The following is a 21,055-nucleotide window of genomic DNA, read 5'->3' as shown; positions in this document are numbered from 1 at the left end:
CATCATGTTTTCCTTTGTCATCAAACGCCTGTTAGGCCTGATTCCCACGCTGCTGCTGGTGGCGGTTCTGGTATTCCTGTTCGTGCACCTGTTGCCGGGCGACCCGGCACGCCTGGCGGCCGGCCCCGACGCCGACGACAAGACGGTCGCGCTGGTGCGTGCCGACCTCGGCCTGGACAAGCCCCTGCCGGAGCAGTTCGTGAACTTCTTCGTCAACGCCGCCAAGGGTGACTTCGGTCGTTCCATCCGCAGCAAGCGCCCGGTCTCCGAAGAGATCGCCGCGCGCTTCTGGCCCACGCTGTGGCTGACGGTGGTGGCCATGATCTGGGCCGTGATCTTCGGTCTGATCATCGGCATTTCCTCGGCGGTATGGCGTAACAAGTGGCCGGATCGTCTGGGCATGACGCTGGCGGTGTCCGGCATTTCCTTCCCGGCCTTCTCGCTGGGCATCCTGTTGATGCAGGTGTTTTCGGTCAATCTGGGATGGTTGCCCACGGTGGGCGACGACACCTGGCGCCACTACATCCTGCCCTCGATCACGCTGGGCGCGGCGGTGGCGGCGGTGATGGCGCGTTTCACCCGTTCCTCCTTCATCGAGATCCTGCAGGAAGACTTCGTCCGTACCGCCCGCGCCAAGGGCCTGACCGAGACGGTGGTGGTCATCAAGCACTGCCTGCGCAATGCCCTCATTCCGGTGGTCACCATGATGGGCCTGCAGTTCGGCTTCCTGTTGGGTGGCTCGATCCTGGTCGAGGTGGTCTTCAACTGGCCGGGCATGGGGCGCCTGCTGGTGGATGCGGTCGAAATGCGTGACTACCCCATCATCCAGGCCGAGATCCTGCTGTTCTCGCTGGAATTCATTTTCATCAACCTGGTGGTGGACGTGCTGTATGCCGTGATCAACCCCAGCATCCGTTTCAAGTGAGGGGAATCATGTCGCTCTCCAATTCGCCTCTGGCAACCACCTCCGAAACCGGCGCGCCTTTGCCGCCGCCCGATCCCGCCGCGGTCACGGCCTCTGGCCAGAAGATCCGCACCCCGTGGCGCGAATTCTGGCGCAAGTTCAAGAAGCAGCGCCTGGCCGTCTATGCCGGCGTGTTCATCCTGCTGCTGATCCTGGTCGCCATCCTGGCCCCCTGGATCGTGCCGTTCGATGCCGAGAACTTCTTCGATTACGACGCCCTGAACTCGCCGCCGACCTGGACCCACTGGTTCGGTGTGGACTCGCTGGGCCGTGACATCTTCAGCCGCATCCTGATGGGCGCACGCATTTCGCTGGCCTCGGGTTTCTTCTCGGTGGCCATCGGCGCCGTGATCGGCACCGTCTTCGGCTTGCTGGCCGGCTACTACGAGGGTTGGTGGGACCGCATCACCATGCGTATCTGCGACGTGCTGTTCGCCTTCCCCGGCATCCTGCTGGCCATCGGCATCGTCGCCATCCTGGGTGGCGGCATGATCAACGTCATCATCTCGGTGTCGGTGTTCAGCATCCCGGCCTTTGCCCGCCTGGTGCGTGGCAATACCCTGCAATTGAAGAACCTGACCTATATCGAGGCTACCCGCAGCATCGGTGCGTCCGATACCACCATCATGTGGAAGCACATCTTCCCTGGCACCATCTCGGCCATCGTGGTGTATTTCACCATGCGCATCGGCACCTCCATCATTACTGCCGCCGGGCTGTCCTTCCTCGGCCTGGGTGCGCAATCGCCCACGCCGGAGTGGGGCCTGATGTTGAACGAAGCCCGCGCGGACATGGTGACCTCGCCGCACGTGGCGCTGGTGCCCAGCATCGCCATCTTCCTCACCGTGCTGGCTTTCAACCTGCTGGGCGATGGCCTGCGTGACGCGCTCGATCCCAAGATCGATCAGCGTTGATGGCGATGGGCCTGCCGCTTGTGACGAGGTCGTCTATGTCGACGCTACCGCACATTGGCCGGCTTGCCGCCGGCCCGCGTAACAGCATCACCGACGTGGCCGGCGTGACCGTCGGCCATTGCACCCTCGATGACGGCCCGGTACAGACCGGGGTGACCGTGATTGCGCCGCATGGCGGCAACCTGTTCACCCACCGCCTGCCGGCGGCCGCGGCGGTCATCAACGGCTTCGGCAAGAGTGCCGGACTGGTGCAACTGGAAGAGCTGGGCCTGCTGGAGACGCCGATTGCGCTGTCCAACACCTTCGCCGTCGGCACGCTGCTCAACGCCCAGATCGCCCACACCCTGCGTGCCAACCCGCAATGCGGGCGCAGCCTGCCCACCGTCAATCCGCTGGTGCTGGAATGCAATGACGGCTATCTCAACGATCTGCAGGCGATGGCGGTGCAGCCGGCGCATTTCGATGCGGCCCTGCAGGCAGTTTCATCTGAGGTGGCCCAAGGATCGGTGGGCGCCGGGCGCGGCATGTCCAGCTTCGGCCTGAAGGGCGGGATCGGGACGGCTTCCCGGGTAGCCGTTGTCGGCGCCGCCGGGCAGGGCTACACCGTGGGGGCGCTGGTGCTGTCCAACTTCGGTCGCCTGCCCGAGCTGATCCTGGCCGGCGATCCGCTGGGCGCGCGCCTGGCCGCTGCAGAGCCGCCGGATGCCGCCCCCGAGAAGGGCTCCATCATCATCATCCTGGCCACTGATGCGCCGCTGGATGCGCGCCAGTTGAAGCGCCTGGCCGTACGGGCCGGTGCCGGGCTGGCCCGGACCGGATCGGCCTATGGGCACGGCAGCGGCGATATCGCCCTGGCGTTTTCGACCGCGCAGCAGATCGGGGCCGAGGCCGAGTGCGTGCACATGGCGCTGCTGGCCGATCACCTGCTGGACCCGCTGTTCCATGCTGCCGCCGACAGCGTGGAGCAGGCCATCGTCCATGCGCTCTTTGCCGCCGAGACGGTATACGGCCGCGACGGCCATGTGCGCGTCAGCCTGCGCGAGCGGTTGGCGGCATTGAACTGAACGACTTACCGTAGCGAGATTTTCATGACTGGCAAACGCGCCAACATTCTGGTTTCCGTCGATATCGAAGGCGTGGCCGGGGTTTTTCACGTCGAGCAGACCCGTGCCGGCAACGGCGAATATGAACGCGCCCGGCGCTGGATGACCGAAGAAGCCAACGCTGTCATCCGCGGCGCCCTGGCGGCCGGTGCCACCGGCATCAAGGTCAATGACTCACATGGCGGCTTCCGCAATCTGTTGCCGGACCTGCTGCATCCGCAGGCCCGCATGGTGCTGGGCAAGCCCCGCGTGCTGGGCATGATGGGTGGCGTGGACCAGGAGATCGATGCCGTGATGCTGGTGGGTTACCACTCGCGCGCCCGGGGGCGCGGCATCCTCGCGCACACCACCAACAGCTTTGCCTTTGCCCGGGTCTGGCTGGGCGGGCAAGAGATGGGCGAGGCCGGCCTCTATGGCGCACTGGCTGCCGAGCATGGCGTGCCGGTGATCTTCGGCAGCGGGGACGATGCCTTCATCGAGGAAAACCAGCCGCTGTATCCCCACGCGGTCTTTGCCGAGACCAAGAAAGCCTATGGCGCCAACAGTGGCGATTCGCTGACCCCTCAACAATCTTGCGTGTTGCTGGAAGAGCGCGCCCGGCAGGCAGTGACCAGCCTGCTGGCGCAGCCGGCGTCGATGCCGGTACTGCCCTTGCGCGGACCACTGCGGTGTCGCCTGCAGGTGCAGTCCGTGGCGCTGGCCGACCTGTTCAGCCAGTTGCCCATCCTGGAGCGCAGCGACAATGTCACCGTCGAGTTCGATGCGCCGACGGCGGAGTATGCGGTGCGCGTGCTCAACAGCTTGTCGGCGATGTCGGCCATGCTGCGCTAGGCTTTCTCATTTGGTAGTTTGTTGACTCTCATTTGGGAAGGTTCTAAGATGAGAGAGTGAAACTGACCAAATGAGAGGTTGACCATGGCAACACGATCCGCCGCCGTCCGTGCATCCGCTTCCGCGAAAGTGACGCATGGCCTGGGTGCCAGGCCGCATGATTTCGAACGTTTCGCCAGCATGGACCCGATCAGCCAGGGGCGGACCATCCGCGATGGCATGGAGGCTATCATCGCCGAGCGCGTTGCCAAGGAACTGTTGCAGGTTCCCCTGCAGACGCTGCTGGCCGGGCTGGGCCTGCCCAGTTCGACCATTCTGCGCAAGATTTCACGCAAGGAACGCCTCTCGGGGCCTGAATCGGACCGCATCGCACGCGTGCTCTACGTCCGCGAACAGGCCGCCGATGTCTTCGAGGATGAAGCACTGGCGGCGCAGTGGATGTGTCGTCCCAATGCCACCCTGGGCGGCATGACGCCGCTGGAGGTACTCGATACGCAGCCGGGCTATGACCGGGTCCGCGATATCCTGAGCCGTATCGCCTTCGGGGTGGCGGCTTGAGTGTCACCCGTGTTTACCGGCTCGCCAAGGAAAAACCGGGGCATTATGCGGCTGATGATCTTTCCGGCAATGGCGCTGCCTTGAGTGGCGGTCGCTGGAATCCGCGTGGCCTGCGGGTGCTCTATACCTGCTGTAGCGCCTCCACGGCGCTGCTGGAATCCCTGGTCCACATGGCCGGGCTGATGCCACGCGCCAACTTCTACCTGGTCGTGCTGGAGTTGCCGCAGGCCGAGGTGCGCAAGGCCTATGTTCCGGAGCTGCCACCGGACTGGTCCGACATCACCCGCGATCCGGCCAGCACGGCGGCCATCGGGAAGCACTGGATCGAGCAGGGGAAGCAGCTTGTCATGAAGGTGCCATCAGTGGTCAGTCCCACCGATTTCAACCTCCTGCTCAATCCCCTGCATCCGCAGATGGCCGGTGTCAGGGTCGTGGAAAAGCAGCTCTTCCAGTTCGACGCCCGGCTATTCGGCTAAGGTGTCCGCCCTGGTTTGCCTCGTAGTCACTTCACCTTGCTCTCGATCAGCTTGACCAGCGCATGCACGGTCAGGTTGACCGGTGTGGACAGCCCATGGGCCTGGCCGCGCCGGACGATGAAGCCGTTCAGATGGTCGATTTCGCTGGGCTTGCCGCGTGCCAGGTCCTGCGCGGTCGAGGAGAACTGGGAGGGCATGGTCTCGATGATCTTGCGTACGGCGGTGTCGACGTCGCCGGCCAGGGTCACGCCTTCGGCAGCGGCCACGGCCTTGCATTCGGCCACCAGGTGGGCCATCACCTCCGGCACGCCCACGCCTTCCACCAGCTTGCCGTAGGGCAGTTGCGCGATGGCGGAGAGGGCGTTGTAGGCGCAGTTGATGATCAGCTTTAGCCACAGGGCGCCACGCACATTGTCGGAAATCTCGGTGGGCACGCCAGCGGCGATCAGGGCATCGGCCGCAGCCCGGCTGCGGGCAGCCGGTTCGATCACCAGTTCGCCGCGTCCGTGGTGCTTGACGTGGCCGGGGCCGGCCATTTCGGTGGCGACGTAGACTACCGCCGCCGACACCGGTTGCGGGATCACGGTGCGCAGGCGCTCGGCATTGTCGGTGCCGTTCTGCAATGTCAGCACCAGCGTATCGGCGCCCAGGTAGGGGCGCAGTTGCGCGCCGGCAGTTTCGGTATCAGGAGACTTGACGCAGAACAGCACCAGCTCGGCGCCGGCGACAATGGCGGGATCGGTGCTGGCCTTGACGGGGATGGTCTCATCGAAGGTCTTGGCTTCCAGCCGCAGGCCACGGGTATTGAAGGCCTCCACGTGCTGGGGGCGGCCCACCAGGACCACCTCATGTCCGGCGCGCGCCAGCATTCCGGCAAAATAACAGCCCACTGCACCCGCGCCCATCACTGCAACTTTCATGCGTGTCTCCCCGCTCGGTAGATTGATGACGAAGCGGAAAGCCTAACACAGCACCGCGGTCTTTTCAGGCGGGGTCAGCAGCGGTCAGAACGAACGCCGCACCCGCACCGATACATAGGCCGGGGGCTTGGTGGTGGCAGTCGCCCGGGCGCTGTGCAGGCGGTGCAGGGTGATCTGGTTGACCTCGGCATGGCTACCGTCGATGTGCTCTCCCATGATCTGCTGTGCCGCGTCGGCATCGCCGGCTGCGATGCAGTCTAGGATGGCGGCATGCTCCTCGTAGGTCGAGTGCAGGCAATCGCCATAGAGGAAATCCAGGCGGCGCACGATGCGGATGCGGTCGGTCAGGCGGTCGAAGGTATCGGCCATCTCCTGGTTGCCGGCCGCGCGCACCAGGGTCTGGTGGAACACTTCATCGAGCTGTGCGGCCTTGGGGCCATCCAGCTCGCGGGCCTGCTCCGGCACGCACCAGGAGGCGCGCAGGCCGGCCAGCACGCTCTGGTCGCCGGCCTGGGCGCACAGGCGGCGCACGGCGTGGGTCTCGATGAGCTTGCGCATTTCATAGAGGTCGGAAAAGCGCTTGAAATCAATCGGCACGATCTCCCAGCCACCGCGCACGTAGCCCTGCATCAGGCCATCGTTCTGCAGGCGCTGCAGGGCTTGTCGCACCGGCGTGCGCGAGACCTTGAAGTAGGCGGCGATTTCGGTCTCGGTGATCTGGTCGCCGGGCAGCAGCCGCATGTCGAAGATGTCCTGCCGCAGCTGGGCGTAGACATACTCGGGCAGGGAGCCGCTGCGCACCAGCGCATCGTCGCCGTCGGGCTCGGCCACGTCGATGGCCTCGGCCGTCGGCGGCAGGGGGGAGGGGGCAGCCACGCTCTTCACGATGGTCGCATCCTCACCAGGCCGCCACGCAGCCATCGGTGCGCGGTTCGGTACCGCCGCACAGGACACCTTCGTCATTGCGCCAGATGATCTGGCCACGGCCGAAGCCCAACTGGTTGCCCGACCACGAGACCTCGTGACCAAGCCCGCCCAGGCCACGGAACAGGTGTTCGGCGGTGCTGTGTTCGATGGAGACCTTGTTGCCCTTTTCCCATTCCCAGCGTGGCGCATCCAGCGATGCCTGCGGGTTGAGGCCGAAATCGACCGTGTTCATCACCATCTGCACATGGCCCTGGGGCTGCATGAAGCCGCCCATCACGCCGAAGGGACCGACTGCCTGACCGTTGCGCGTCATGAAGCCGGGGATGATGGTGTGATACGGGCGCTTGCCCGGCGCCAGTACGTTGGGATGGCCGGCTTCCAGGGTGAAGTTGTTGCCACGGTTGTGCAGGGCGATGCCGGTTCCCGGCACGACCAGGCCGGAGCCAAAGCCCATGTAGTTGCTCTGGATGAAGGACACCATGTTGCCCTCGGCATCGGCGGTACACAGATAGACCGTACCACCGCGTGAGGGATCGCCGGCCACCGGCAGGGTGGCGCGTTCGCCGATGAGTTTGCGGCGTTCGTCGGCATAGGCGTCGGAGAGCAACTGCTCCACCGTCACCTTCATGTGGGCCGGGTCGGCGATGTGCGCCAGGCCATCGGCGTAGGCCAGCTTGATGGCTTCGATCTGGCGGTGGTAGGTGGCCAGGGTGTCGCGCTCGGAAAAGTCATAGGCCTTCAGCAGGTTCAGCGCCATCAGCGCCACCATGCCGTGACCATTGGGCGGGATTTCCCAGACGTCGTAGCCGCGATAGTTCACGCCGATGGGGTCCACCCATTCCGGCTGGAAGGCGGCCAGGTCGGAGGCTTGCATGTAGCCGCCGGCTTGCTGGATGAAGGCGGCGATACGGCCAGCCAGTTCACCGCGATAGAAACCTTCGGCGCCATCCTCGGCGATGGATTGCAGGGTCGCGGCATGGCCGGCCGAGCGCCACAGCTGGCCGGCTTGCGGCGCCTTTCCATCGATGCAGAAGGTGTCGAACCAGGACTGGAAATGGGCGTCCTTGAATTCACGCTTGAAGTTCTGTTGTGCCACCTGCCAGGCGTGCGCCACCATCGGCGAGACAGGGAAGCCTTCCTGCGCCAGGGTGATGGCACCGGCCATCGAATCGGTGAGGGCCAGCTTGCCGAAGCGCTTGGCCATGGCAGCCCAGGCGCTGGGCGTGCCAGGCACCGTCACCGGCAGGGCGCCGTATTTGGGGACTTCCTTCAGGCTGGCGCCGGTGAGCTTGTCGGCTGAGATCGATTGCGGTGCGGGGCCGCTGGCGTTGAGGCCATGCAGCTTGCCGCCATGCCAGACCAGGGCGAAGGCATCGCCGCCGATGCCGTTGGCGGTCGGCTCCACCACCGTCAGCGCGGCGGCTGCGGCGATGGCGGCGTCGATGGCATTGCCGCCGCGCTGCAGGACTTCCAGCCCGGCTTGCGCGGCCAGCGGCTGCGAGGTGGCGACCATGCCGCGCCGGGCATAGACCGCACTGCGGCGCGAGAGGTAGGGATAGTGGTTGCTGCTGAAGTCGGGGAAGGCAGGCATGGCGGTCTCTCGTTCTTGGGTCAGGTGTGTATTTTAGCGATACAGGTGGCAGGCCACGGTATGGGTGGGGCTGAGCTTGATCGGGGCCGGCGCTTCACGTTGGCAGACTTCCATGCAGGACGGGCAGCGTGGATGGAAGTGGCAGCCGGCAGGCGGCGCGGCCGGGTTGGGGATGCTTCCCTGCAGCACGATGCGCTGGCGCTGCTCGCGTGGGTGTTCACGCGGGATGGCCGATAGCAGGGCTTGCGTATAGGGGTGGCTGGGCCGGGCGTAGATGTCTTCACGCGCGCCCAGCTCCACCATGCGGCCCAGGTACATCACGCCGATGGTGTCGCTCACATGGCGGATCACGGCCAGGTCGTGCGAGACGAAGAGATAGGTCAGCCCCAGTTCCTGCTGCAGTTCGCGCAGCAGGTTGAGGATCTGCGCCTGGATCGAGACATCCAGCGCCGAGACGGCTTCGTCGGCCACCACCAGCCTGGGGCGGGTGATGATGGCGCGGGCGATGCCCACGCGCTGGCGCTGGCCGCCGGAGAATTCGTGCGGATGGCGCGCCGCATAGGCCGGGTTCAGACCCACCATGTCCAGTGCCTCGGCCACCTTGCGCTTGCGGGTGGCGCGGTCGTGCAGGCCATGCACGATGAGCGGTTCTTCCAGCACTTCGCCGATGCTCATGCGCGGGTTCAGCGAGGCATAGGGGTCCTGGAACACCATCTGCATGTGGCGGCGCATGGCGCGCAGCGGGCCGGCTGGCAGCAGGGTAATTTCCTGGCCCATGAAGCGCACACTGCCTTCGGTGGGTTCGATCAGGCGCAGTACGCTGCGGCCGGTGGTGGATTTGCCGCAGCCGGATTCGCCGACCAGGCCCAGGGTCTGGCCTTCTGCAATGCTGAAGGAGACGTCGTCAACGGCCTTGACGGTGGTGCTGCCGGCGGCGAAATGTTTTTTCAGTCCGTGGACTTCGAGCAGGGGAGGGTTCATCGTCATTAGCCTTGATTCAATGCGGATACCAGCAGCGCACATGATGGCCGTCGCCCAGGTCTTCCAGTGGCGGCATTTCCTGGCGGCAGATGTCCTGCGCGCGGGCACAGCGGGCGGCGAAGCGGCAGCCGCTCTTGACGGTGCCGGGCGGCGGCACGCTGCCGGGAATGGCGTTCAGGGGCGCGCCGGGCGTGGCGTCCAGTGCCGGGCGGGCGCGCATGAGGGCGTGGGTGTAGGGGTGGGCGGGACGGTCGAAGAGGTCCTCCACGCTGCTCTGTTCCACCACCTGCCCGGCATACATCACCACCACCCGTTCGCACATCTCGGCCACCACGCCCAGGTCGTGGGTGATCAACAGGATGGAGGTCTGCTGCTCGCGCTTGAGGTCACGCATCAGGTCCAGGATCTGGGCCTGGATGGTGACGTCCAGGGCGGTGGTGGGTTCGTCGCAGATGAGCAGCTTGGGCTTGCACAGCAGTGCCATGGCGATCATCACGCGCTGGCGCATGCCGCCGGAGAGGCTGTGCGGGTATTCGTCCACCAGTTGCGCGGCCCGTGCCAGGCCCACGCGTTCCAGCATGGCCAGCACGCGGGCATTGATTTCCTGGCGCGCCAGGCCGGTGTGGATGCGCAGCATCTCGGCCAGTTGTTCGCCGATGCGGTGCAAGGGGTTCAGGGAAGTCATCGGTTCCTGGAAGATCATGGCGATCTCCTTGCCCCGGATGCCGCGCAGGGCCTCATCATCAGCCTGCAGCAGGTCGCGCCCGTCGAAGCGGATCGTCCCCGACAGGCGGGCCTGGCTGGCCATGGGGAACAGGCGCAGGATGGACAGCGCGGTCACGCTCTTGCCGCAGCCGGATTCGCCCAGCAGGCCGACCGTTTCGTCGCTGCCCAGCGAGAAGGAGACACCATCGACCGGCGCCACGCGCCGGCCGTGGCTCAGGAATTCTATTTTCAGTTTGTCGATTTCCAGCATGGGTATTCCTTGGCGGCTCACTTGGTGACTCACTTGGTGATGCCATCAGCGGCTCAGTTTTGGATCAAAGACTTCGCGGATGCCGTCGCCCAGCAGGTTGAAGCCCAGCACCACCAGGAAGATCGCCAGCCCCGGCCACATGGCCAGCATCGGCGTGGTGTTCAGGTAGCCCTGGGCGATGTGCAGCATGGAGCCCCAGCTCGGGTCTTCCGGCTTGGCGCCCAGGCCCAGGTAGGACAGGCCGGCTTCGGCGATGATCGCGGTACCCATGGCGAAGGTAGCCTGGATCACTAGCGGCGCCAGCGAATTGGGCAGGATGTAGCGCCACATGATGCGCAGGTGGCCGGCGCCGATGGAGCGGGCCGCCATCACGTAATCGAGGTTGCGGATGGTCATGGCCTGGCCGCGCGCCAGGCGCACGAAGGACGACGTGAAACCGATACCCACCGCCACCATGGCGTTGTAGAAGCCGCCACCCAGTGCGGCCGCCAGTGCCAGCGCCAGGATCAGGGAGGGGAAGGCCTGCAGTGCATCGACGACGCGCATGACGATGGCATCGACCGCGCCACGGTAGTAACCGCTGACGATGCCGATGGGCACGCCCAGGGAAAACGCCAGCCCCACCGAGATCAGCGCCGCCTGTAGCGAGATGCGCGAGCCAAAGAGCATGCGGGTGTAGATGTCGCGGCCGAGGTCGTCGGTGCCTAGCCAGTGCTCGGCGCTGGGGCCGGCCAGCAGGTTGCCGTAGTCCTGGTCGAAGATGGGGTCGTAGTGCGCCAGCAGTGGCGCGGCCAGTGCCAGCACGATCAGCAGCCCGATGATGAGGGCGCCGATCAGCGCCAGCCGATTGCCGGCGAAGCGGCGCAGGGTGCGCCAGCGCGGCAGTTCGGGCAGGGCCTGGGAGGACGTCGTGTTGGTCGTGTTGGTGGAGGAATTCATGGTCGGGCCTGGCAGGGTGGGCGGGGATGCATGGTGCTCATGAAGCTCATTGTGATCATCGTGAAATACGCGGATCGATCACGCTGTAGAGCAGGTCCACGCCCAGGTTGACGATCACCACCATGACGGTGGCGGCCAGCACGCCGGCTTGCACGGTCACGTAGTCGCGCTGGAAGATGGCGTCCACGATCATCTTGCCCATGCCGGGAATGCCGAAGATGCTCTCGGTGATCACCAGTCCACCGAGCATGCCCGAGACCATCAGGCCGCTGGCGGTGAGCACCGGGATCATGGCGTTGCGCAGGGCGTGGCCCAGCACCACCTGCCAGTCGCGCAGGCCCTTGGAGAAGGCGGTGCGGATGTAATCCTCGTTGAGCACTTCCAGCAGGCTGCTGCGCACCATGCGCATGAGGATGGCCGATTCGCGCAGGCCGGTCACCACCATGGGCATGATCATGGCGATCAGATTGGCGTGCCAGTCCACGCTCAGCGGCACGAAGCCCGAGGCCGGCAGCCAGCCCAGCTTGACCGCAAACAGGATGATGAACAGCATGCCCAGCCAGAAGTGTGGCACCGACATGCCGAAGAGCGCGATCAGGGTGCCGATGGCATTGGCCCAGCCACGCGGTCGTGCGGCCGAGAGGATGCCGGCCGGCACGGCGATGATCACCGCTACCAGGAAGCTGCCGATGGCCAGTTCGATGGTCACCGGCAGGCGTTGCCACAGGGCGTCGGCCACCGGTGTGTTGTCGATGAAGGAGCGGCCCAGGTCGCCGTGCAGCACGGCCCACAGCCAGCGCCCGTACTGCACCAGCAGCGGATCGTCCAGGCCCAGCTTCAGGCGCAGGGCGGCCGCCGCTTCCGGCGTGGCTTCCATGCCGAGGATGGCGGCCACCGGATCGCCCGGTAGCACCGCCAGCAGGGAAAACACCACCATGCTCACCAGCAGCAGGGTGGGGAGGGACAGCAGGAGACGCTTGAGCAGCTTGGGCATGGCTTGTTTTCGAAACGACTTGAAACGACCTGAGACGACCTGCGATGGCGTGCGATTACTTGGACACGGTGGCAGTGCGGATCACGCCGTCGGGCACGTACTGGAAGCCCTTGACCGACTTGGCGATGCCGAACAGCACGTTGTCATGCACCGTGTAGATGTAGGGCACTTCCTTGACCAGGATGGCCATGGCCTGGTCGTAGAAGCCCTTGCGCTTGGCCTGGTCGCCTTCCACCCGGGCCTGCTGCAGCAGGTCGTCCACTTCCTTGGCGCCGAAGTGGGAGTAGTTCAGCGAGCCATTGGTGGTGACGAAGTCATAGATGTTCTGGTCCGGATCGGGACGTCCGCTCCAGCCCACGAAGAGGCCTTCGAAATTGCCGGCCTTGCCGGCCTCGATCTGGGTGGCCAGCTCGGTCTTTTCCAGCGTGACGCTGATGCCGGCGGGGCGCAGCATGCCCTGGATCATCTGGCCGACCTGCAATTCATCCGGGGTGGTGGGCAGGGTCAGCTTGAAGCTGAAGCCGCCTTCCTTGCCGGCTGCCTTCAGCAGTGCCTTGGCACGCGCCACATCGACCTTGGGCGGGACGTCGCTGGGACCGTTGGCGAACTGCGCCTTGGAGAAGGGCGAGTGGCCGGCAGCGACGGCGTTGTTGTAGACCACCTTGGCGATGGCGTTGCGGTCGATCAGGATGTCCACGGCTTCGCGCACTTCCTTCTTGTCGAAGGGAGGCTTGCCGGTATTCATGTAGAAGCCGCGGAAGCCCAGCGAGGGCTTGTTGAGCACGGTGTAGCTGGCGTTGGCGGGGACGTTGGTGATTTCCTTGTAGGGGAAGCGATTGGTGATGTCCACCTGGCCGCTGCGCAGGTTGTTGAAGGCCACGTTGACGTCCGGCATGATCTTGTAGATCACCTCGTCCACCTTGGGCAGGCCGGCGCGCCAGTAGTCGGGATTCTTCTTCAGGGTGATGGTGGCGCCCTTGAGCCGGCCTTCATAGCTGAAGGGGCCGGTGCCGACCGGATGGTTGACGTAGTCGTCGCCGTATTTCTTCACGGCCGCCGGCGAGGACATCATGCCGGCACGGTCGGTGAGGATGGAGAGGAAGGGCGCGAAGGGCGTGGAGAGATCCAGCTTGATGGTGTGCTCGTCCACCACCGTGATCTTGCTGACGTACTTCAGCTCGTTACGGCGCAAAGAGGTCTTTTCCTGGCCGCGCAGCAGGTTGAATTCCACCGCCTTGGCATCGAAGGGCGTGCCGTCCTGGAACTTCACGCCCTTGCGCAGAAAGAGGGTATAGGTCTTCTGATCCTCCGAGACGGTCCAGCGCTCCGCCAGCATCGGCACGATCTTGCCTTCGCCATCCAGGTCCACCAGCTTGTCGAAGATACTCTGGTAGACGATGCGCTCATTGAGCATCGAGGACTGGGTCGGATCGAGCTTGCCGGGATCGGCGTCCAGCGAGATGTTCAGGGTCACGGCCAAGGCCGGCAGGGAACAGGCGGCAAGCACCGCCGAGGACATCGTGGACAACAGGAAACGGGAGACGCGCTGGTTCATTCGGAGTTCCTTTCAAAGGTCATCACGCACTGGTCGCAGCCGGCTGGCGTTCCCACACCGCTCGGTGCAGGGGAATGTCGTCAGGCCATCGCGGCAGCTTAGGCGATGAAAACGGTGAGGGCAAGGACGGATACGTCAATGTATACAACAAAGAAGACATGCATGAACCGTGCCATGTCTGCCCGGATCGGGCTCACTTGTGGGATGCCTTGCAGCACTTGCCTGGTCGGCCGGAGAGGCCTCCGGGCGGTGCTTCGTGCCGTGATTCATGGCAGGGCGTAGTGAGGTTCGCCGATGGGGCAATGCCCTGCGGCGGTGCGTGCGGCGCTATCGGATGGGGGCAAGTGGTGGGGCAAGATCATGTTGCGGAATGACCTCGCAAGAGCGCATTAAAAGATTTTTCATTAAATCGCTTGCTATTTAATTTTGGCCTCGTTAAACTGCGTCCATGAATTCGAAAACAGACAAACGCAAGACGGCCCCGCTACTGGATGCCCAGTTGTGTTTTGCGCTGTACTCGACTTCGCTGTCGATGAGCAAGCTCTACCGCAAACTCTTGCGCAACATGGGCATCACCTATTCGCAGTACCTGGTGCTGATGGTGTTGTGGGAGCAGGACCAGTTGACGGTCTCCGAGATTGGCGAGCGCCTGGTGCTGGATTCGGCCACGCTCACGCCCTTGCTCAAGCGCATGGAAGCGCAGGGACTGTTGACCCGCGAACGGGCGGCCAGCGATGAGCGCCAGGTGGTCATTTCCCTGACGCCCGAAGGCGACGCACTGCGTGAGCAGGCGGTGGAGCTACCGAGGGAAGTGTTGAGGGCGACCGAGTCCACCGCCGCCGAACTGATGGCGATGAAGGAAGAATTGATGGAGCTGCGCGCCCGCTTGCACAAGAACACGGGCGAGTGAGAGAGGGATGTGATGGCGAGCCGACGTCCCTTTTTTAAGGTGATATAAGTAGTGCGCTATATAATAGCGTGGTAAATTGATCGCATCGGCACCCTTGTCGGCGATCGATGGTGAGCAAGGTCAATATCTCCCAGGTTTGCAGGACGCGCTGTTATACGCAGAGCCAATGGTTTTAATAAGTAGTTTGCTATTTAATAGTGATTTAGTTGTATGTGTTTTCCATGCAGTTTTCGACCCTTGAGGTCAGTGTTTCGAAGTAGCTGGTTGTTGTTCCCTCGTTGAAATTTCCCGGTGCAGATGCACCAATCCGACCATAGAAAAAAGGAAGAAGATCATGAAATCGTTCAAACAACTCGCCGCCGTCGCCGCCATCGGTCTGGTATTCGGCAATGCCTACGCAGCTGGTGACGCCGGTGTCGAGCCGACCACCCAGTCCTTCCTGCAAGCCCTGGAAGCGGGCGGTGGCAAGCCCCTGGAACAGCTCTCCCCGAAAGATGCACGTGCCGTGCTGGTGGGGGCGCAAGCCGGCGTGAAGCTGGAACTGCCCAAGGCGGATGTGTCGGAAAAGACCATCACCGCCGACGGCCAGGAGATCAAGCTGACCATCGTGCGTCCGGCCGGCTCGGCCAAGAAGACGCTGCCGGCCTTCATGTTCTTCCACGGTGGTGGCTGGGTGCTGGGCGACTTCCCGACCCACGAACGTCTGGTGCGTGACCTGGTGGCCAACTCCGGTGCCGTGGCCGTGTTCGTGAACTACACCCCGTCGCCGGAAGCCGGTTACGGTGTGGCGATCAACCAGGCCTACGCCGCCACCAAGTGGGTGGCCGCTCATGGCAAGGAAATCAACGTCGATGGCAAGCGCCTGGCCGTGGCTGGCAACAGCGTCGGCGGCAACATGGCCGCGGTCGTGGCCCTGATGGCCAAGGACAAGGGGGGCCCCGCGCTGCGTTCGGAAGTGCTGATGTGGCCGGTGACCGATGCCAACTTCGAGACCGGTTCCTACAACCAGTTCGCCAATGGTTACTTCCTCACCAAGAACATGATGAAGTGGTTCTGGGACAGCTACACCACCGACGCCGCCAAGCGCAAGGAAATCTACGCTTCGCCGCTCAATGCTTCCCAGGCTGAGTTGACCGGCCTGCCGCCGACCCTGATCCAGACCGCCGAAAACGACGTGCTGCGTGACGAAGGCGAAGCCTACGGTCGCAAGCTGCAAGCCGCCGGTGTGGCCGTGACCAGCGTGCGCTACAACGGCATGATCCATGACTTCGGCCTGCTGAACGTGCTGGCCAAGGTACCTGCCGTGCAGACCGCAATGCGTCAGGCGGGCGAGGAACTGAAGTTCCGCCTGAAGTAATCGCCTGACCGGAAGTGCCGGACCGCTGCACAGGCAGCGTCCGGCTTCAAGCACAACGCCCCGAACGACAGCGTCGTCCGGGGCGTTGTGTTTTCCGTCGCCGTCGCGTTCAGCGCGGCATCAGGGGATCAGAACTCAGGGCTCAGGGTCGAGGACTTCAGGCCAGGACCTTGGTCAGCCAGGCGCCGATATCGGCCACTTCTTCGCCACACACCGAGTGCTGCATGGGGTAGTCATGCCATTCGACCTTGTGGCCCAGTTGCGTGAGCAGTTCGCGCGATTTGACGGCGCGTTCCAGCACCACCACCGGGTCCATGGTGCCGTGCGCCATGAAGATCGGTGTGTCATGGTTGGCGCCGTGGCGTTCGGCCTCGATGGTGGCCGCCAGCGGCAGGTAGCCGGACAGGCACATCAGGCCGGCCAGTCGCTCCGGATGGCGCAGGCCGGTCTGCAGGGTCATGGCGCAGCCTTGCGAGAAGCCGGCCAGCACGATGCGCTCGGCCGGGATGCCACGCGCCTTTTCGTTGGCGATCAGCGCTTCGACGGCGGCCTGCGAGGCGCGCAGGCCGGGTTCGTCTTCGCGGCGCACCAGGTCGGGGGCGAAGATGTCGTACCAGGCGCGCATCACGTAGCCGCCGTTGATGGTCACCGGCATGGTGGGCGCGGTGGGGAAGATGAAGCGGATCGGCGGGCAGCCGGAGAGGTCCAGCTCGCGCACGATGGGCACGAAGTCCGACCCGTCGGCACCCAGGCCGTGCAGCCAGATGACGGCAGCGGTCGGGTTGGGGGCGGTTTCGATCTGTATCGTTTCGAGTTGAGCGGCCATGGGCGAGGTTTCCTGATTGCTTGTGAGTTGACGGTTGGCGCTTGACGGCCCAGCGCAGGCGGCGGATTTGTGTCTGCCGCCGGGGCGGCGCACAATACGGTGTTGTCCGTCGTCCAGTGTCGCTGCGAACCAGTCATATTGCGATGGGCTCACATCATACGATGAACACCGCGCAAATGCTGCCGCGCCGAACGAGGATGCTTCCATGAATTGCCGACCATTGATCCGCCACCTGCTGGCCACCTGCGCCGCATTGCTGATGCTGGCCCCCGTGCCGGGGCATGCCGAGGCCGAGGGACGGCTGTTCCAGCCCGTGGGCGAAAACCTGATGATCGCGCCGCCGCCGGGTTGGCGGCTGGCCTACATGAATGGTGATCCGGAGGGCGATTACGTGGTCGACTTCCTGCCCGCCAACGAGGCGCACGATTCCTGGCGCGAGGGCTATATGGGCGTGCAGCGCCGCAGCTTTCCCGACGCCGGCCTGCTGGCCAACATCCGGGCGCGCAATGTGACCGTGCCGCAGGTGGCCCTGAGCGAGGTGATGCAGGGTGCCCAGCGCAATTGCCCGGGGCGCTTCGTGCCGATGTCGCAGAAGGATGGCAGCACCAACAATATCCCGCTGTCGGTCAGCGGTGGCTTCTGCGACCGCGTCGGTCCCTCGGCCCCGTATGGCGAGGGGACGGTGCTGGCGGTCTATCAGGGCAAGGAGCGGCTGTTCGTGGTGCAGTTCAGCTGGCGGCCGCCCACCGAGAACGCACTGAAGCAATACCCTTACCGGATCAGCCCGGCGGGTCTGCAGCAGTTCCTGGATTTGCTGAATGCGGCCACGCTGTGCGGCGGGCCGGATGAGGGGAAGTGTCCGAACTAGCGCCTGTGCGCACTGAATCTGCTCTCGCAGATTCAGTGTGAACATGATGCCCTAGGGTTTGACCGCCGGCCGGATCGCCGACTTGGGACGGAAGGCCTTGCAGACGGTGTCGTCGGTCTCGATGTAAGGGCCACCGATGAGGTCGATGCAGTAGGGGATGGCGGCGAAGATGCCCGGCACCTTGACCTTGCCATCGGCTTCCTTCAGGCCTTCCAGTGTTTCGCGGATGGACTTGGGCTGGCCCGGCAGGTTCAGCACCAGTGCAGCGTGGCGCTCGGTCTCGCGGATCACCGCCACCTGGCGCGACAGGATGGCAGTCGGCACGAACTGCAGGCTGATCTGGCGCATCTGCTCGCCGAAGCCCGGCATTTCCTTGGTGCCGATGGCCAGTGTGGCTTCGGGCGTGACGTCGCGGCGCGAGGGGCCGGTGCCGCCGGTGGTGAGCACCAGGTCACAGGCAGCGACATCGACCAGTTCCATCAGGGTCTGTTCGATCTGGTCGCGTTCGTCGGGGATCAGGCGGGTTTCGATCTGGAACGGGGTGGCCAGCGCGCTGCCCAGCCATTCCTGCAGGGCCGGGATGCCCTGGTCCTGGTAGACCCCGCCGGAGGCGCGGTCCGAGATCGAGACCAGCCCGACCCGCAGCACCTCGCGCCGGCCTGCCCGGGCGTCAACGCTCATCGTCGTCCTGCTCGTCCTGCTGGTCCTGATCCACGATCGCTTCGCCCTTGGCCAGGTTGGCCTGGGTCTGCAGCTGCTTGAGGATCTGGAAGATTTCGCGGTAGGCCTTGGGCGGCTTGTGCTCGGCCTGTTCCTTGCGGGCATTGCGGATCAGCGTGCGCATGTGCTGCGCGTCGACCTCGGGATGGCGGTTCAAAAGTTCGGTCAGGGCCTGGTCGTCGGCCAGCAGCTTTTCGCGGCGGCGCTCCAGGGCGTGCATGGCGGCCGTTTCGGCCTTGGAGGCGCCGTGCCAGCTGTCGATGGTCTTCTGGATGATGGCCAGTTCATCCGGCTCCAGTGTGCGCATCTTCTTGCCCACGTACTGCATCTGGCGACGACGGCCTTCGTGATCCTTGATCTGCTGGCATTCGAGGATGGCATCGCGCACGTCTTCCGGCATGGGGACGCGCTTGACGCGGTCGCGCGGTTCGGCGACCAGCGATTCGCCCAGTTTTTGCAGGGCATCCATCTCGCGCTTGAGTTGGGACTTGGAGGGGCGGTCGTATTCCTGTTCGAATTCGCTGGACTGGAATCCGACAGCGCCGCGGTTGGCATTGGGCATATCGTGACTTCGAGAAATAAAGCTTAACGACTGCTATGATAACCGTTTTACCCGCATTTCAGAGAAAACAGGCTCATGAGCGATACCCCATTTACGCACAGTCAGGATCAGTTGAAGCAGTTGGCGCAGGATGTCCTGCGTTATGCCCGTGACAAGGGCGCCTCGGACGCCGCCGTCGATATCAGCGAAGGCAGTGGCCTGTCGGTAGCGGTGCGCAAGGGCAAGATCGAGACCATCGAGCAGAACAAGGACAAGGGCATCGGTGTCACGGTGTTCCTCGGAGAAGGCCGCCAGGTGCGGCGCGGCAATGCCAGCACCTCGGATTTCTCGCAGCAGGCGCTGAAGGAAACGGTGGAAGCGGCCTACAACATCGCCCGCTTCACCTCCATCGATGACTGCGCCGGCCTGCCCGAGGCCGAGATGCTGGAAATGGCCCCGCGCGACCTGAAACTGTTTTCGCCATGGAACATTTCCACCGAAGAAGCTGTGGCGCTGGCCCAACGCTGCGAGGCGGCAGCCCTGGAGACCGATCCCCGCATCAGCAACAGCGAAGGGGCCGGGGTCTACGTGCAACACTCGCATTTCATCGCGGCCAATAGCCGCGGTTTCATGGGCGGCTATCCGTTCTCGCGCCACACCATCTCGGTGGCGCCCATCGCCGGCAAGGGCGCGGGCATGCAGCGCGACGACTGGTATTCCTCCAAGCGCGACCCCAAGCTGCTGGCCAAGCCGGAAGCCATCGGCCGCTACGCCGCCGAACGCGCGCTGGCGCGCCTGAATGCACGCAAGCTGAGCACCCGCAAGTGCCCGGTGCTGTTCGAGGCACCGCTGGCGGCCGGTTTGCTGGGCGCCTTCGTGCAGGCGGTGTCGGGTGGTGCGCTGTATCGCAAGTCCACCTTCCTGCTGGATTCGCTGGGCCAGCAGGTCTTCCCCGAGCACATCCAGATCCTGGAAGATCCGCACGTGATCGGTGCCGTGGGCTCGGCGCCCTTCGATGAAGAAGGCGTGCGCACCGTCAAGCGCGAAGTGGTCAAGGATGGCGTGGTGCAGGGCTATTTCCTGTCCACCTATTCGGCACGCAAGCTGGGCATGCAGACCACCGGCAACTCCGGCGGATCGCACAACCTGACACTGCGCTCGGACCTGACCACCAAGGCCGACACCTTCAAGGGCATGTTGAAGAAGATGGGGACCGGCCTGCTGGTGACCGAGCTGATGGGGCAGGGCGTGAACTACGTCACCGGCGATTACTCGCGTGGTGCCTCCGGTTACTGGGTCGAGAACGGTGTCATCCAGTACCCGGTGGAGGAGATCACCATCGCCGGCAACATGAAGGACATGCTGCGCCAGATCGTCGCCGTGGGTAACGACACGCTGGTGCGCGGAACCAAGGAAACCGGTTCCATCCTGCTGGAAAACATGACCATCGCTGGCGACTGAGCCCGGTGCGAGCCGCAGCGCCCGTCAGGGTGTTGCGGTGCCACGGCCGCAGCCGCCCTGACCGGGAGGCAAGCCTTGGACGACATCCACATCCGGCGCGGCTATCTGCCAGGCGCCATCGGGCGGGTAGCCGAGCTGCACGCCGCCTATTACACCGAAAACTGGAGCTTCGGGGTCTACTTCGAAGCGCGCATCGCCACCGAGCTGGCCGCCTTCATGAGTCGCTACGACGACAGCCGCGACGGTTTCTGGACCGCCGCCGTTCACGGGCGCGTCGAGGGCTCGCTCACCATCGATGGCCAGCATGCACAGCAGCAGGGCGCCTGGCTGCGCTGGTTCATCGCCTCCGAAAAACTGCGCGGGCGCGGCGTCGGCGATGCCCTGGTGGCCGAGGCGGTGCGCACTTGCGCCGAGCGGGATTATCCTTCCATCTACCTGTGGAGCTTCGAGGGACTGCACGCAGCAAATGCGTTATATGAACGACATGGCTTCGTGCTGGCCGAGCAGCGCATCGGCTCGCATTGGGGCGTGAAGCTCAACGAGCGGCGCTACGAGTTGCTGCTGTGAGGCGATCTGCAGGGCGCACGCTGCGGCGCTAGAATGGCGGATTGGCGCACCTGCGCAACTTCCGGATTGCATCCCT

Annotated in this window: 22 protein-coding genes; 11 read left to right on the top strand and 11 right to left on the bottom strand. The window is 64.4% G+C overall.

The genetic code is table 11. The features are described 5' to 3' along the window. Positions 1-4 precede the first annotated feature (4 nt). From gsiC to HFRIS_RS11865, 6 genes are all read left to right on the top strand, one after another. Positions 5-925, top strand: coding sequence for a glutathione ABC transporter permease GsiC (gsiC, locus tag HFRIS_RS11890; protein WP_006463594.1), 921 nt, complete (start codon positions 5-7; stop codon positions 923-925). Between the two features lie 8 nt (positions 926-933). Further along, the gene (gene gsiD / locus HFRIS_RS11885; RefSeq protein ID WP_006463593.1) at positions 934-1,878 is read left to right on the top strand and encodes a glutathione ABC transporter permease GsiD; all 945 of its coding nucleotides are present in this window, start codon (positions 934-936) and stop codon (positions 1,876-1,878) included. A gap of 35 nt (positions 1,879-1,913) precedes the next feature. Next, a complete protein-coding gene (locus HFRIS_RS11880; RefSeq protein ID WP_006463592.1) occupies positions 1,914-2,942 on the top strand; it encodes a DmpA family aminopeptidase in 1,029 nt (342 codons plus the stop codon). 24 nt (positions 2,943-2,966) lie between these two features. After that, positions 2,967-3,812 (top strand): M55 family metallopeptidase, encoded by an 846-nt coding sequence (locus HFRIS_RS11875; protein ID WP_006463591.1) that lies wholly within the window; start codon positions 2,967-2,969, stop codon positions 3,810-3,812. An 84-nt stretch (positions 3,813-3,896) separates the two neighbouring features. Next, positions 3,897-4,370, top strand: a complete 474-nt coding sequence (parS, locus tag HFRIS_RS11870) for a type II RES/Xre toxin-antitoxin system antitoxin (RefSeq protein WP_006463590.1) — start codon at positions 3,897-3,899, stop codon at positions 4,368-4,370. Then, the gene (locus HFRIS_RS11865) at positions 4,367-4,846 is read left to right on the top strand and encodes an RES family NAD+ phosphorylase (protein ID WP_039875447.1); all 480 of its coding nucleotides are present in this window, start codon (positions 4,367-4,369) and stop codon (positions 4,844-4,846) included. The genes parS and HFRIS_RS11865 overlap by 4 nt, the downstream gene beginning before the upstream one ends. 26 nt (positions 4,847-4,872) lie before the next feature. Here the strand turns inward: HFRIS_RS11865 and HFRIS_RS11860 are convergent, their stop codons facing one another. The 8 genes from HFRIS_RS11860 to HFRIS_RS11825 all read right to left on the bottom strand — a co-directional run bounded on the left by HFRIS_RS11860 (position 4,873) and on the right by HFRIS_RS11825 (position 13,729). Continuing rightward, positions 4,873-5,766, bottom strand: a complete 894-nt coding sequence (locus HFRIS_RS11860; RefSeq protein WP_006463588.1) for a ketopantoate reductase family protein — start codon at positions 5,764-5,766, stop codon at positions 4,873-4,875. 84 nt (positions 5,767-5,850) lie between these two features. Further along, positions 5,851-6,651 (bottom strand): GntR family transcriptional regulator, encoded by an 801-nt coding sequence (locus HFRIS_RS11855; RefSeq protein ID WP_039875445.1) that lies wholly within the window; start codon positions 6,649-6,651, stop codon positions 5,851-5,853. A 13-nt stretch (positions 6,652-6,664) separates the two neighbouring features. Continuing rightward, positions 6,665-8,284 (bottom strand): gamma-glutamyltransferase family protein, encoded by a 1,620-nt coding sequence (locus tag HFRIS_RS11850; protein WP_006463586.1) that lies wholly within the window; start codon positions 8,282-8,284, stop codon positions 6,665-6,667. Between the two features lie 33 nt (positions 8,285-8,317). Continuing rightward, positions 8,318-9,265, bottom strand: a complete 948-nt coding sequence (locus HFRIS_RS11845; RefSeq protein ID WP_006463585.1) for an ABC transporter ATP-binding protein — start codon at positions 9,263-9,265, stop codon at positions 8,318-8,320. A gap of 16 nt (positions 9,266-9,281) precedes the next feature. Then, positions 9,282-10,241: an ABC transporter ATP-binding protein gene (locus HFRIS_RS11840; RefSeq protein WP_006463584.1), complete on the bottom strand. Its 960-nt coding sequence runs from the start codon at positions 10,239-10,241 to the stop codon at positions 9,282-9,284. A 45-nt stretch (positions 10,242-10,286) separates the two neighbouring features. Then, positions 10,287-11,180, bottom strand: a complete 894-nt coding sequence (locus HFRIS_RS11835) for an ABC transporter permease (protein WP_006463583.1) — start codon at positions 11,178-11,180, stop codon at positions 10,287-10,289. A 55-nt stretch (positions 11,181-11,235) separates the two neighbouring features. Beyond that, the gene (locus HFRIS_RS11830; RefSeq protein WP_006463582.1) at positions 11,236-12,174 is read right to left on the bottom strand and encodes an ABC transporter permease; all 939 of its coding nucleotides are present in this window, start codon (positions 12,172-12,174) and stop codon (positions 11,236-11,238) included. 55 nt (positions 12,175-12,229) lie between these two features. Beyond that, positions 12,230-13,729, bottom strand: coding sequence for an ABC transporter substrate-binding protein (locus tag HFRIS_RS11825; protein ID WP_006463581.1), 1,500 nt, complete (start codon positions 13,727-13,729; stop codon positions 12,230-12,232). Positions 13,730-14,177: 448 nt separating this feature from the next. On the opposite strand from HFRIS_RS11825, the gene HFRIS_RS11820 reads away from it, so the two are divergent. Together HFRIS_RS11820 and HFRIS_RS11815 are read left to right on the top strand one after the other, a co-directional pair. After that, entirely contained in the window at positions 14,178-14,639 is a 462-nt protein-coding gene (locus HFRIS_RS11820; protein WP_006463580.1) for a MarR family winged helix-turn-helix transcriptional regulator, read from the top strand. A 334-nt stretch (positions 14,640-14,973) separates the two neighbouring features. Continuing rightward, complete coding sequence (locus tag HFRIS_RS11815; RefSeq protein ID WP_006463579.1) at positions 14,974-15,996, top strand: alpha/beta hydrolase; 1,023 nt, start codon at positions 14,974-14,976, stop codon at positions 15,994-15,996. 157 nt (positions 15,997-16,153) lie between these two features. Here the strand turns inward: HFRIS_RS11815 and HFRIS_RS11810 are convergent, their stop codons facing one another. After that, positions 16,154-16,822: an alpha/beta hydrolase gene (locus HFRIS_RS11810; RefSeq protein WP_006463578.1), complete on the bottom strand. Its 669-nt coding sequence runs from the start codon at positions 16,820-16,822 to the stop codon at positions 16,154-16,156. Between the two features lie 205 nt (positions 16,823-17,027). On the opposite strand from HFRIS_RS11810, the gene HFRIS_RS11805 reads away from it, so the two are divergent. Next, positions 17,028-17,690 carry a hypothetical protein gene (locus HFRIS_RS11805; protein WP_039875440.1) on the top strand — a complete coding sequence of 221 codons (663 nt, stop codon included), beginning with the start codon at positions 17,028-17,030 and terminating at the stop codon, positions 17,688-17,690. Between the two features lie 51 nt (positions 17,691-17,741). Here the strand turns inward: HFRIS_RS11805 and mog are convergent, their stop codons facing one another. After that, entirely contained in the window at positions 17,742-18,371 is a 630-nt protein-coding gene (gene mog, locus HFRIS_RS11800; protein ID WP_006463576.1) for a molybdopterin adenylyltransferase, read from the bottom strand. After that, positions 18,361-18,972: a ribosome biogenesis factor YjgA gene (yjgA, locus tag HFRIS_RS11795; RefSeq protein WP_006463575.1), complete on the bottom strand. Its 612-nt coding sequence runs from the start codon at positions 18,970-18,972 to the stop codon at positions 18,361-18,363. The genes mog and yjgA overlap by 11 nt, the downstream gene beginning before the upstream one ends. A gap of 75 nt (positions 18,973-19,047) precedes the next feature. Here yjgA and pmbA point away from each other — a divergent pair, with 75 nt between their 5' ends. Then, a complete protein-coding gene (gene pmbA / locus HFRIS_RS11790; protein ID WP_006463574.1) occupies positions 19,048-20,412 on the top strand; it encodes a metalloprotease PmbA in 1,365 nt (454 codons plus the stop codon). Positions 20,413-20,487: 75 nt separating this feature from the next. Then, positions 20,488-20,979, top strand: coding sequence for a GNAT family N-acetyltransferase (locus HFRIS_RS11785; RefSeq protein WP_006463573.1), 492 nt, complete (start codon positions 20,488-20,490; stop codon positions 20,977-20,979). The last annotated feature ends 76 nt before the right edge of the window (positions 20,980-21,055 follow it).

Origin of the sequence: Herbaspirillum frisingense GSF30 (assembly GCF_000300975.2) — a bacterium.
Lineage (GTDB): Bacteria > Pseudomonadota > Gammaproteobacteria > Burkholderiales > Burkholderiaceae_D > Herbaspirillum > Herbaspirillum frisingense.
The sequence above is the reverse complement of the archived record's forward strand: the minus strand, read 5'-3'. Positions and strand labels throughout refer to the sequence as shown.

Excerpts from the sequence above, each read along its gene's own strand:
- gsiC (WP_006463594.1), top strand. The coding sequence starts at position 5 with ATGTTTTCCTTTGTCATCAAACGCCTGTTAGGCCTGATTCCCACGCTG.
- gsiD (WP_006463593.1), top strand. The coding sequence starts at position 934 with ATGTCGCTCTCCAATTCGCCTCTGGCAACCACCTCCGAAACCGGCGCG.
- HFRIS_RS11880 (WP_006463592.1), top strand. The coding sequence starts at position 1,914 with ATGTCGACGCTACCGCACATTGGCCGGCTTGCCGCCGGCCCGCGTAAC.
- HFRIS_RS11875 (WP_006463591.1), top strand. The coding sequence starts at position 2,967 with ATGACTGGCAAACGCGCCAACATTCTGGTTTCCGTCGATATCGAAGGC.
- parS (WP_006463590.1), top strand. The coding sequence starts at position 3,897 with ATGGCAACACGATCCGCCGCCGTCCGTGCATCCGCTTCCGCGAAAGTG.
- HFRIS_RS11860 (WP_006463588.1), bottom strand. The coding sequence starts at position 5,766 with ATGAAAGTTGCAGTGATGGGCGCGGGTGCAGTGGGCTGTTATTTTGCC.
- HFRIS_RS11850 (WP_006463586.1), bottom strand. The coding sequence starts at position 8,284 with ATGCCTGCCTTCCCCGACTTCAGCAGCAACCACTATCCCTACCTCTCG.
- HFRIS_RS11845 (WP_006463585.1), bottom strand. The coding sequence starts at position 9,265 with ATGAACCCTCCCCTGCTCGAAGTCCACGGACTGAAAAAACATTTCGCC.
- HFRIS_RS11840 (WP_006463584.1), bottom strand. The coding sequence starts at position 10,241 with ATGCTGGAAATCGACAAACTGAAAATAGAATTCCTGAGCCACGGCCGG.
- HFRIS_RS11835 (WP_006463583.1), bottom strand. The coding sequence starts at position 11,180 with ATGAATTCCTCCACCAACACGACCAACACGACGTCCTCCCAGGCCCTG.
- HFRIS_RS11830 (WP_006463582.1), bottom strand. The coding sequence starts at position 12,174 with ATGCCCAAGCTGCTCAAGCGTCTCCTGCTGTCCCTCCCCACCCTGCTG.
- HFRIS_RS11825 (WP_006463581.1), bottom strand. The coding sequence starts at position 13,729 with ATGAACCAGCGCGTCTCCCGTTTCCTGTTGTCCACGATGTCCTCGGCG.
- HFRIS_RS11820 (WP_006463580.1), top strand. The coding sequence starts at position 14,178 with ATGAATTCGAAAACAGACAAACGCAAGACGGCCCCGCTACTGGATGCC.
- HFRIS_RS11815 (WP_006463579.1), top strand. The coding sequence starts at position 14,974 with ATGAAATCGTTCAAACAACTCGCCGCCGTCGCCGCCATCGGTCTGGTA.
- HFRIS_RS11810 (WP_006463578.1), bottom strand. The coding sequence starts at position 16,822 with ATGGCCGCTCAACTCGAAACGATACAGATCGAAACCGCCCCCAACCCG.
- HFRIS_RS11805 (WP_039875440.1), top strand. The coding sequence starts at position 17,028 with ATGAATTGCCGACCATTGATCCGCCACCTGCTGGCCACCTGCGCCGCA.
- mog (WP_006463576.1), bottom strand. The coding sequence starts at position 18,371 with ATGAGCGTTGACGCCCGGGCAGGCCGGCGCGAGGTGCTGCGGGTCGGG.
- yjgA (WP_006463575.1), bottom strand. The coding sequence starts at position 18,972 with ATGCCCAATGCCAACCGCGGCGCTGTCGGATTCCAGTCCAGCGAATTC.
- pmbA (WP_006463574.1), top strand. The coding sequence starts at position 19,048 with ATGAGCGATACCCCATTTACGCACAGTCAGGATCAGTTGAAGCAGTTG.